The following is an 11,140-nucleotide window of genomic DNA, read 5'->3' as shown; positions in this document are numbered from 1 at the left end:
AGCCCCCTCCCACAGTGGATCTCCACTGCTTGTACAAATACCTTATGACTGGAAATCGACCATGAAAAAAACACTGCTCTCCCACCCAGTCAAAGCACTGGCCCTGGCCTTCGGGTTGTTCAGCTCGGCGGTGTTCGCCGCCGATGCACCGTTGAAAATCGGCACCACCGCCGCCTTCGCGATTCCCCTGGAAGCCGCCGTCGCCGAAGCCGGCAAGCAAGGCTTGAAGGTCGAGCTGGTGGAGTTCACCGACTGGATCGCGCCCAACGTCAGCCTGGCCGCCGGCGATATTGACGTGAACTACTTCCAGCACATCCCGTTCCTGGAAAACGCCAAGGCCGCCGCCGGTTTTGACCTGGTGCCGTACGCGCCGGGCATCATCAACAACGTCGGGCTGTACTCGAAGAAATACAAAAGCATCAACGACCTGCCCCAGGGCGCCAGCGTGGCGATTGCCAACGACCCGATCAACAGCGGTCGCGGCCTGCAACTGCTGGCCAAGGCCGGCTTGATCACCCTCAAGCCGGGCGTGGGCTACAAGGCCACCGAAGAAGACATCGTCAGCAACCCGAAGAAGATCAAGATCCTGCAAGTCGAAGCCGTGCAACTGGTGCGCGCCTATGACGACGCGGACCTGGTGCAGGGCTACCCGGCCTACATCCGCCTGTCCAAGACCTTCGATGCCGAGTCGGCGCTGCTGTTCGACGGCCTCGACCACCCGGAATACGTGATCCAGTTCGTGATCCAGCCAAAAAGCAAAACCGACCCGCGCGTGATCAAGTTCGTCGACATCTACCAGCACTCGCCGGTGGTGCGTGCCGCCCTGGATAAATCCCTCGGCAAGCTCTACCAAGTCGGTTGGGAAGATAAAAAATGACCGCCGCCCACTCTCGACTGCGCGACCTGGGTTCACCGCCCAGGGACGCCGAGCAGACAGAACTGCATCCGGACCTGAACCGCGCGCACGTGCGCTTTATCAACCTGGGCAAGACCTACGACGGCGGCGTGCATGCCTTGCAAGGCATCGACCTGGCGATCCAGCACGGTGAAGTGTTCGGCATTATCGGCCGCAGCGGCGCCGGCAAATCCTCGCTGATCCGCACCATCAACCGCCTGGAACAACCCAGCAGCGGGCGCGTGCTGATCGATCAGGTGGACATCGGCGACTTCGACGAAGACCACCTGGTGGCGCTGCGCCGGCGTATCGGCATGATCTTCCAGCACTTCAACCTGATGTCGGCCAAGACCGTGTGGCAGAACGTCGAATTGCCACTGAAAGTCGCCGGCGTGCCCAAGCCCCAGCGAGAGCAAAAGGTGCGTGAGCTTCTGGAATTGGTGGGTTTGCAGGACAAGCACAAGGCCTACCCGGCGCAGCTGTCCGGTGGGCAGAAACAGCGCGTGGGCATTGCCCGCTCGCTGGTGCACGACCCGCAGATCCTGCTGTGCGACGAAGCCACCTCGGCCCTCGACCCGGAGACCACCCAATCGATTCTCGGCCTGTTGCGCGAGATCAACCGGCGCCTGGGCCTGACCATCGTCTTGATCACCCATGAGATGGCGGTGATCCGCGACATCTGCGACCGCGTGGTGGTGCTGGAACACGGGCGCATCGTCGAGCAAGGCCCGGTGTGGCAAGTGTTCGGCAACCCGCAGCACGAGGTCAGCCAGACCCTGCTGGCGCCGCTGCAACATGGGCTGCCGGAAGAACTGCAAAGCCGTTTGCACACCCAGCCTGAATCGCCGGACGCCGCCGTAGTGCTGCGCTTGCAGTTCACCGGCAGTGCCAGCGATGAACCGGACCTGGCCGCGCTGTTCAGCGCCCTCGGCGGGCGTGTGCGCTTACTGCAGGGCGGTGTCGAACGAATTCAGGGCCACGCACTGGGGCAACTGCTGCTGGCGGTGAATGGCTCGCCCCATGGAACCGAAGAACTGCGCAACCGCGCCGCGAACTGGGCACAACAGGTGGAGGTGCTGGGCTATGTGGTTTGATCGTTTAGTGCAAGGCGCCATCGACACCTTGTTGATGGTCGGCGTGTCGTCGTTGATCGCCTTGCTGGTGGGGATTCCGCTGGCAGTGTTTCTGGTGACCAGTGACAAGGGCGGCATCTACCAGGCGCCGACGCTGAACCGGGTGCTGGGGGCGTTCGTCAATCTGTTCCGCTCGATTCCGTTTTTGATCCTGATGGTGGCGTTGATCCCGTTCACGCGGCTGATCGTCGGCACCACCTATGGCGTGTGGGCGGCGGTCGTCCCGCTGACCATCGCCGCCACGCCGTTTTTTGCGCGGATCGCCGAAGTGAGTCTGCGCGAGGTCGACCACGGCCTGATCGAAGCCGCCCAGGCCATGGGTTGCCGGCGCTGGCACATCATCTGGCATGTACTGCTGCCCGAAGCGCTGCCGGGGATTGTCGGCGGGTTCACCATCACCCTGGTGACCATGATCAACTCGTCGGCCATGGCCGGGGCGATCGGGGCCGGTGGCTTGGGCGACATTGCCTATCGCTACGGCTACCAGCGTTTCGATACGCAGATCATGCTCACAGTGATTGTGCTGCTGGTGATCCTGGTGGCGGTGATTCAACTCGGCGGCGATCGCCTGGCGCGAGTACTGAACAAGAGGTGAGGTATAGTCGGGCCATCTCAGCGCCCGGTATTCATCACCATGCCCCTCAAACCCGACGACCTCGACCAGATCACGTCCACCACCCTCGGCCACTACAACAAGGTGGCCGAGGATTTCCGTGAAGGCACCCGCGATCACGATGTGAGCCAGAACATCGACGCGCTGCTGCGCCATATCCAGGGCTCGGCGCCCTTTACCGTGCTGGATTTCGGCTGCGGGCCGGGGCGGGACTTGCAGACCTTTACGCGCCTGGGGCATATCGCCGTCGGCCTGGATGGCTCCGAGCGGTTTGCGCAAATGGCGCGCGAAGACAGCGGCTGTGAGGTGTTGCAGCAGGACTTCCTCAAGCTGGATCTGCCCACCGAACGCTTTGACGGGATCTTTGCCAATGCGGTGCTGTTTCATATCCCCAAGCAGGAACTGCCCCGTGTGCTCAAGCAACTGCATGGGGCGCTGAAGCCCGGCGGTGTGCTGTTCAGTTCCAATCCACGGGGTGAGAACCAGGAAGGCTGGAATGGGCCGCGCTATGGTTCCTATCACGACCTCGAGGCGTGGCAGGCACTGCTCACCGCCGCCGGCTTCGTGGAACTGGAGCATTACTACCGACCCGCCGGGTTGCCTCGACCCCAGCAGCCCTGGTTGGCCAGCGTTTGGCGCAAGGCTTGAGTCAGGGCAAGCGCATTCCCACATTTGGAATGCATGCCCCTGTGGGAGGGGGCTTGCCCCCGATGACGGACTGATACACACCCCTACTGCACCTGATACACCACCGAGGTCCCATCCACCACCGCTGTCACACTCCTTGCCGCAAACCCCTCTCTGGACCCCGTGGAAAAATTCGCCACCAACCGCGTGCCATCGGCAAACGTGGTTTCCTGCACCTGCCGATCCGCCGTCAGCCAGCGAAACCCGGTCATCGCCTGGGTGGCCAGGCGCTCATGCAGCGGTCGGAAAAATCGATCCTGGCGCTGGATCAGCGACAGCCGCGCCTTGAGCGTCGCAGCACTCAGGTGATACAGCGGCGGCACGTTGTAGAGCAGTTGGGTCAGCTCATTTTCAGCCCGTACATTGCTCAGCTTGAGGCTGTCGAACAGCCAGTGATGGGTGGTGATCACCGAGCCATGGAACACCGCCTGATACAGCGGCAGGCGCAGCGTCGGGTCGAAGTAGAGGGTGCGAAACGGCTCGTTCAGCGGCACCGATTTGAAGAACACCGCCGGTTGCTCCGGCGGGTACCAGTTGCCCACGTAGTAGGGCGACTGTTTGTCCTGGGTCATGTCGCGATCCCCCCAGCCCAGCACCGGGGTTTGCATGCCATGGGCGAACAGGATGCCCTGGGCGGTGATGGCGTTGCCGTCTTCGGAGCCGGTCGGCAATTGCAGTGTGGTGTTCAGCCAACGGGCTGCATCGATATTGCCTTCGGCGTTTTGCGCCTGGGTCATCGGTGCGCTGCCGCGGTAGCTGTCGAACAGCATGCTGGTGGCGTACGCATCGAGAAACCAGGCGTTGAAGCCGGCCTTGACCTGCACGGCTTTCACCCGCGCCTCCAGCAGAGGCCGCACGCAGCGCGGGTCGGTGTAGTGGCCGGACTGCTGGAAGCCGGTCTTGAGCGTGCCGTCCTTCAACACGATGGCGCAGTCGCGGTAAGCCTGGCTGCCCAGGTGGGCGGTGGTCCAGTCGGGGTTTTCGGTGGCGGACAATGCGGTTTGGTAGGAGTCGTAGGGCGCCATCAGGTAGCCGGCGTCGACACCGGCGCGGATGGTTTCGGGGTGCCAGAGGCCGCCTTCCCAGCCTTCGCCCAGGGTCAGCATCAAGCGTGGCAGCCCGGCGTCGCGCAGCGTCTGTACCACCTGGCTGCCCCAGGTGCCGGGGCTATCGCGCAGGGCACCGGCAAAGTCCACGGCCAATTCGCGACGCAACTCGCCGTAGCGCGCGGCAAGACGGGTCATATCGGGCTCGTCCACCTGCCAACTCTGCCGGGCCTTCCTGTTGATCGCGGCGTTGAGGCCGCGTAACAGCACGCCTTGCTCGTAGCGATTCAAGGCGCGGGGCTGCACCAGCACCGCTGCGGAGTCCTTGTCCAACAGGCCACTGAGTTCATGAGCGCGCAAACGCTGGAGCAACAACGGCCAATCACGCACATCCTCCGGCGCCAGCAGGTCATTGCCCCACAGGTAGACATGGCTGGCGCCCAGCAGCTTTTCAGCCCCAGGGGTTTGCCGCAGCTTGTCTGCCAGGGGCTCATAGCGACCCTGCGCGACCAGCCATCGGCGATAGCGCTTGGCCCCGGCCAGGGGATCGCTTTCGCCCAGGTGCAACAGCAGGGTCATGGGGGCGGCAGGCCCGAGCGAGGTGAACTCATGGGCCAGCGACAACGCCTGGCCCCGCCAGCGCAGGCGGTTGTTATAGGGATTGGTCAGCAGCCAGTTGAGGGTAAAGGCGCCGTGATCGACGCCCCACAGCGGCAGGCTGAGGTCCTGGGTGGTGTTGATGTCACCCTGCGCCACCAGGAAAGCGTTCCACATGGCATTGCCGGCCGGCACGTAATGCCCCTCGGCCAACGGCCATATCAACCCTCGGCCCATGGCGCTCGGCGGTTGCAGAAGAATCGGCAGCTCACCGGCTTCCCGCGCCGTGATCGACAGCACCAGGTCGCGCTGCTCAAGGCTGGCGGTCAGACGATAAGCACCGTCGTCCCATTGCCACCTGACCTGTTGCGCGTTTTGTTCGAGTTGGCTGACGGCACGCGCCGCTACGCCGTTGGAGGCCTGCACCTGGGGCTGACCACTGGGTGTCACACGGATGGCGAGGGTGGCCGGGTCGAGTTCGACTCGCCACAACGGGTTTTCCAATACGGTGCCGGCAAAGGCCAGGGGCGACAGGAAGCAGCAGATCAGCAAGGTAAGACGCAGACGGTTCATGGCAGGCGACCGTTGAGAGGTGGAGGTCGAAGGGTAAAGCGCTCAACGGTTGGCCAGGGCAACAGGCGTCACTTCCGGAAATTTCCCACGTCTCACATGCCCAGCTGAGATCAATTGTGGGAGGGGCGGTGCGACGATTCGACTTGCTCCCGATGGCGGTGGGTCAGACAAATATTTTTTGCTGACCCACCGCCATCGGGAGCAAGCCCCCTCCCACATTTTTAACCGTGTTGTTCCTGTTGTTCCTGCTTTGGCTCGCGGATCTTGTACCAGGCCACATACAGCGCCGGCAGGAACAACAGCGTCAGCAAGGTGGCGATGATGATCCCGCCGATCATCGCGTAGGCCATCGGTCCCCAGAACACTTCCCGGGCAATCGGGATCATGCCCAGGCTCGCCGCCGCCGCCGTGAGCAGGATCGGCCGGCGCCGATGCTCGGTGGCTTCCACCACCGCGTCCCACGGCGTGTAGCCGGCCACTTCATATTCGTGGATCTGCGTCACCAGGATCACCGAGTTGCGGATGATGATGCCGATCAGCGCCAGGATGCCGAGGATCGCCACAAAGCCCATGGGCGTGCCCGTGGGGATCAGCGCCAGCACCACGCCGATCAGCCCCAGCGGCGCGACACTGGCCACCAGGAACATCTTCTGCACGCTGTGCAGCTGGATCATCAGGAACGTCGCCATCAGGAACAGCATCAACGGCACCACGCTGGCAATCGGGCCCTGGGCCTTGCCGCTTTCTTCCACGGTACCGCCGGTGGCGACCTTGTAGCCCACCGGCAGGCCGGCGCTGAATTGATCGATCTCCGGCTTGAGCTGCTTGACCAGGTCGGTCGGCTGCATCTCATCGCGGACCGACGCTTTAATCGTGATGGTCGGCTTGCGGTCGCGGCGCCACACCAGCGGCTGCTCCAGCTCATACCGCACAGTGGCGAAGGCCAGCAGCGGAATCGAGGTGCCGTTGGGGGTGACGATCTGCAGGTTCTGCAAGGTTTCCGGCGTGCCACGTTCGGCGTCTTCGGCACGGCCGACTACGCTGATCAGGTAGATATCGTCGTGCACCTGGGTCACCGAGGCGCCGCTGACCACGCTGTTCATCAGTTGCGCCACGTCTTCGGAGGACAGCCCGAGCTGGCGCGCCTTGTCCTGGGCAATGTCGATGCGCAGCACTTTGCCCGGCTCGTTCCAGTCGTAGATGATCTCGCCCAGGTGGGTGTTTTGATCCAGCAGGGTCGCCAGTTCGATGGCGTGCTTGCGCACTTGGTCGGTGTCTTTGCCGGATACGCGGTACTGGATCGGACGCCCCACAGGCGGGCCCATTTCCAGTGGTTGCACAAAACTGCCGATACCCACGAAGTCATCACGCAGGCGCTTCTGCAGGCGCGCAATCAGGGCGCCGCGCTCTTCCAGGCCTTTGCTGACGATCACCAACTGCGCGTAGTAGGGGTTTTCCAGTTGCTGGTCGAGGGGCAGGTAGAAACGGATCGCGCCCTGGCCGATATACGTGCTCCAGCGTGCAATGTCCGGGTCGTCCTTGATGATCGCTTCGAGGCGGTCGACGGCCTTGCGCGTCTCGTTGATCGAGGCGTTTTGCGGCAGGTTGAGGTCGACGAGGATTTCCGGGCGGTCCGACGACGGGAAGAACTGGTTCTGCACAAACTGCATGGAGAACACCGACGCCACGAACAGGCCCACGGTGATGCCGATCGCCCACCAACGGTTGCGCATGGCCCACAGCATGCCGCCATTGAACGCGCGGCCGATGCGCCCCGGCTCGGCGCTGTGGGGTTTGACCTTGGCGCTGAGGATATGCACGCCGATCACCGGCGCAAACAGCACCGCCACCACCCACGACACCAGCATCGCCACGGCAATCACCGCGAACAGGGTAAAGGTGTACTCGCCCGCCGAACTGGCGTTGAGGCCAATCGGCACGAAGCCGGCCACGGTCACCAAGGTACCGGTGAGCATCGGGAATGCCGTGGAGGTGTAGGCGTAGGTCGCCGCCTGCTCCTTGGTTTCGCCTTTTTCCAGGCGCGTGATCATCATCTCCACGGTGATCATCGCATCGTCCACCAGCAGGCCGAGGGCGATGATCAACGCACCCAGCGACACACGCTGCATGGTGATGCCGCTGTATTCCATGAACACGAATACCAGCGCCAGCACCAGTGGAATCGAGCACGCCACCACCAGCCCGGCGCGCATGCCGAGGCTGATAAAGCTCACCACCAGCACGATGATCACCGCTTCGAACAGCGCGCTGGTAAAGCCGCCGACGGCCTCTTCCACCACTTCGGCCTGGTCGGAGACCTTATGCACACCGACGCCCACCGGCAGGTCGGCGGTCAGTTCGTCCATGCGCGTGTGCAGGGCCTTGCCGAACGATTGGATATTGCCGCCCTTCTGCATGGCGATGGCCAGGCCAATCGCCGGCTTGCCGTTGAAACGGAACATCGGCCGCGCCGGGTCGACGTAGCCACGGCTGATCTCGGCGATATCCGCCAGGCGATAGAAGCGGTCATTGAGGCGCAGGTTGACGTTGGCCAGGTCTTTCTCCGAAGCGAACTGCCCCGAGGTACGCACCGAGATGCGCTCCGGCCCGGCCTCGATCACCCCGGCGGGGGTCACCGCGTTCTGCGATTGCAGGCTTTGCACCACCTGGCGCTGGTCGATGCCCAGGGCCGCCAGTTTGCGCGTGGAGAAGTTCAGGTAAATCACTTCGTCCTGCTGGCCGATCATCTCGACCTTGCCCAGCCCCGGCACCGAACGGATCTCGGCGCGCACCTGCTCCACGTAGTCGCGCAACTGGCGCATCGACAGGCCGTCGCCGGTAAAGGCATACACCGAGCCGAACACATCGCCGAATTCGTCGTTGAACGACGGCCCCTGCAAGCCCTGGGGGAAGGTGCCGCGAATGTCGTCGATCTTCTTGCGGACCTGGTACCAGATCTCCGGAATCGCCTTGGCGCTGGTGGTGTCCTTGAGGAACACGAACACCGTGGATTCACCCGGTCGCGTGTAGCTTTTCACATAGTCGAGGGCGTCGAGTTCCTCGAGCTTTTTCTCGATGCGGTCGGTGACCTGCTTGAGGGTTTCTTCCTGGGTCGCGCCCGGCCAGCGGGTCTGGATCACCATGGTCTTGATGGTGAACGAGGGGTCTTCCTCGCGGCCCAGGTTCATGTAGGAGAACACGCCCATCAGCAGCGCGACGAACATCAGGTACCAGACGAAGGACTGATGCTTGAGGGCCCAGTCGGATAAGTTGAAGCTGCCTTTCATCGCGGGCTGTCCTCGTCGATTTTGACTTTCTGCCCGGGCTTCAGGCTGTTCACGCCGGCGGTAACGATACGCTCGCCGGGTTTGACGCCGCCGTTGAGCAAGGCGCTGTCAGCGTCACGGCTAAGCACCGTGATGTCGCGCGGTTGCACGGTCTGGCTTTGGGTATCGAGGATCCAGATGCGGGTCTTGCCGTCGACTTCCTGCAAGGCGCTCAGGGGCAACTCGATGCGTGGGGCGATGGCCGAACTCAAGGTCACGCTGATCGCCGTGCCAAGGCGGAATGCGGGCGGCGTTTCGGCCAGGGTCAAGCGCGCGCGACGGGTGCGCGTGGCGCTTTGGGCCTGGGGTTCGATCTCGCGCACGGTGGCGGTGGTGTGGACGCTGGGGTCGAGTTGCCCGGCGACGAGGAATACCACATCCGCCGGCAGGCGCTCGGCGAGGCCGGCGGGCAGGTCGATCACCGCCTCCTTGATGTCCGGGCGTGCCAGGGTCACCACTTGCTGACCGGCGCTGACCACCTGGCCGGCCTCGGCATTCCAGGCGGTGACGATGCCGGCGTGGTCGGTGCGCAGCTCGGCGTAGTTGAGCTGGTCCCTGGCCTGGTTGACCGAAGCCTGGGCCTGGTCGAGGGAGGCCTGGGTGGTCTTCAGGTCGGTCTGGGCCACGTCCAGTTGGGCCTGGGCGCCGACGCCACGGTTGAACAGCTCCTGCTGGCGACGGGCATTGGCCTGGGCGTTGATGAACTGGGCCTGCACCCGTGCCAAATCGCCCTGGGCGGCGCGCAACTGGTTCTGTTGGTCGGTAGGGTCAAGCACCGCGAGCAAGGCGCCCTTGTCCACTTCGGCGCCCACATCCACGGCACGCCGGGCGATGCGACCGGGGACCCGGAAGCCCAGATTGCTTTCATAGCGCGCCTGGATGGTGCCGGCGAAACGGCCGAGGGTTTCCTGGTCCTCGGATTTCACCTCCATGGACAGCACCGGGCGCACGGGCTCGGGCGCCGGTTCTTCTTTGGAGCAGGCCATCAGCAACAGGCTGGCGGCGAGTACAACCGTCAGGCGCTTCATGGCTGGGCTCCTGGCTGGGCAATCTCGACCAGCATGCCGGGGTGCAGCAATTGCCCACCGGCCACCACGACTTTTTCGCCACCCTTGAGGCCGTCGCCAATAATCACTTTGCCGGTGAGGTAACGCGCCACCGTGACCTTGTGCAGTTGCGCCTTGCCCTCGCCGTCCACCAGCCATACGGCGGGCTCGTTGAGGTCTTTGGTCAACGCCGACCAGGGCAGCTCGATACTCGCCTTGGCCGGGCCATTGGCGGTGGCACTGACCACCGAACCAAGCCGCATGCCTTCGGGTAACGATTGCAGGGCGATCTTCACTTGCACCGTGCCGGTATTGGCGGCCACGGCAGGTGTGACTTCACGCACCTTACCTACGGCCTTGATGCTCGGGTTATCCAGCAGGCTGACGGTGATCGGCGCATCCGGCGGCGGCTCAACCAGCAGTGACTCATAGACGTTGAACACCGCATCGCGCTCGCCATCGCTGGCCAGGCTGAAAATCGGCACGGTGGCCTGCACCACCTGACCGACTTCGGCCTGGCGCGCGGTGATCACCCCCGGCGCATCCGCGATCAGCGCGGTATAGCCGAGTTGTTCACGGGCGTTGGCCAACTGCGCCTGCGCGGCGGCCAGGGCACTTTGGCTGCTGCGCAGCGCGGCCTGGGCGGAATCGTATTCGCTGCGGCTGGTGTAGCCCTTGGGCAGGAGCTTTTCCTGGCGCACAAACGCAGCGGCGGTTTGCTTGACCCGCGCCTGCTCGGCCACGACCTGGGCCTGGGCGGAATCGACGTTGGTCTGCAAATCCTTGGGATCGAGCCTGGCCAGCACCTGTCTGGCTTTGACGCGATCGCCCACATCCACCATGCGCTGGATGATCTTGCCGCCGACCCGGAAGGACAAATCGGTTTGCACGCGGGCCTGGATATCTCCGGTCAGCGTGACGGCCGCGGCGAAATCGGCGGGTTGTACGGTTTGAACAAAAACCCGCGAATGGGCCTTGGGCTCAGCTTTTTCCTGGCCACACGCGCTCAGCAACACCACTAAACCCAGACCGACGATACAGATGGAAATACGACCGCCCATGCAGACTCCTTGTGCGCGATGCGATGTGCCAGTGTGTATGCGACTGTGAGCTTAGTTCAGGGTTCCTTATCTGCATGGGGAAGGCGTATTGAGGTGAGTTCATCGGCCTCATCGGGGGCAAGTCCTCTCGCACATGTGACGTGTGAATACATTCAAATGTGGG

8 protein-coding genes are annotated in these 11,140 nt (G+C 63.5%); 4 read left to right on the top strand and 4 right to left on the bottom strand.

Annotated features, from left to right (window positions below; all coding sequences use genetic code 11):
* Positions 1–61: 61 nt before the first annotated feature.
* Genes J3D60_RS22535 through J3D60_RS22520 form a run of 4 tightly spaced genes read left to right on the top strand, consistent with a single transcriptional unit; the run spans position 62 to position 3,289 of the window.
* Entirely contained in the window at positions 62–877 is an 816-nt protein-coding gene (locus tag J3D60_RS22535; protein ID WP_065941082.1) for a MetQ/NlpA family ABC transporter substrate-binding protein, read from the top strand.
* Positions 874–1,989 (top strand): methionine ABC transporter ATP-binding protein, encoded by a 1,116-nt coding sequence (locus J3D60_RS22530; protein WP_253492849.1) that lies wholly within the window; start codon positions 874–876, stop codon positions 1,987–1,989. The genes J3D60_RS22535 and J3D60_RS22530 overlap by 4 nt, the downstream gene beginning before the upstream one ends.
* Positions 1,979–2,623: a methionine ABC transporter permease gene (locus tag J3D60_RS22525; protein ID WP_027607841.1), complete on the top strand. Its 645-nt coding sequence runs from the start codon at positions 1,979–1,981 to the stop codon at positions 2,621–2,623. The genes J3D60_RS22530 and J3D60_RS22525 overlap by 11 nt, the downstream gene beginning before the upstream one ends.
* A 39-nt stretch (positions 2,624–2,662) precedes the next feature.
* Positions 2,663–3,289 carry a bifunctional 2-polyprenyl-6-hydroxyphenol methylase/3-demethylubiquinol 3-O-methyltransferase UbiG gene (locus tag J3D60_RS22520; RefSeq protein WP_253492848.1) on the top strand — a complete coding sequence of 209 codons (627 nt, stop codon included), beginning with the start codon at positions 2,663–2,665 and terminating at the stop codon, positions 3,287–3,289.
* Positions 3,290–3,372: 83 nt separating this feature from the next.
* Here J3D60_RS22520 and J3D60_RS22515 read toward each other — a convergent pair whose 3' ends face one another.
* The 4 genes from J3D60_RS22515 to J3D60_RS22500 all read right to left on the bottom strand — a co-directional run bounded on the left by J3D60_RS22515 (position 3,373) and on the right by J3D60_RS22500 (position 10,977).
* A complete protein-coding gene (locus tag J3D60_RS22515; protein WP_253492847.1) occupies positions 3,373–5,544 on the bottom strand; it encodes a glycoside hydrolase in 2,172 nt (723 codons plus the stop codon).
* Between the two features lie 221 nt (positions 5,545–5,765).
* The gene (locus tag J3D60_RS22510; protein ID WP_253492846.1) at positions 5,766–8,831 is read right to left on the bottom strand and encodes an efflux RND transporter permease subunit; all 3,066 of its coding nucleotides are present in this window, start codon (positions 8,829–8,831) and stop codon (positions 5,766–5,768) included.
* Positions 8,828–9,898 (bottom strand): efflux RND transporter periplasmic adaptor subunit, encoded by a 1,071-nt coding sequence (locus J3D60_RS22505; RefSeq protein ID WP_027607845.1) that lies wholly within the window; start codon positions 9,896–9,898, stop codon positions 8,828–8,830. The genes J3D60_RS22510 and J3D60_RS22505 overlap by 4 nt, the downstream gene beginning before the upstream one ends.
* On the bottom strand, positions 9,895–10,977 hold the full coding sequence (locus tag J3D60_RS22500) for an efflux RND transporter periplasmic adaptor subunit (RefSeq protein ID WP_169899701.1): 1,083 nt from the start codon (positions 10,975–10,977) through the stop codon (positions 9,895–9,897). Before J3D60_RS22500 ends, J3D60_RS22505 begins: the two co-directional genes overlap by 4 nt.
* Positions 10,978–11,140: the final 163 nt, after the last annotated feature.

This window comes from Pseudomonas sp. S3E17 (assembly GCF_024168685.1).
GTDB lineage: Bacteria > Pseudomonadota > Gammaproteobacteria > Pseudomonadales > Pseudomonadaceae > Aquipseudomonas > Aquipseudomonas marginalis.
Note: the sequence above shows the minus strand (reverse complement) of the source record. Positions and strands in the feature narration are given on the sequence as shown.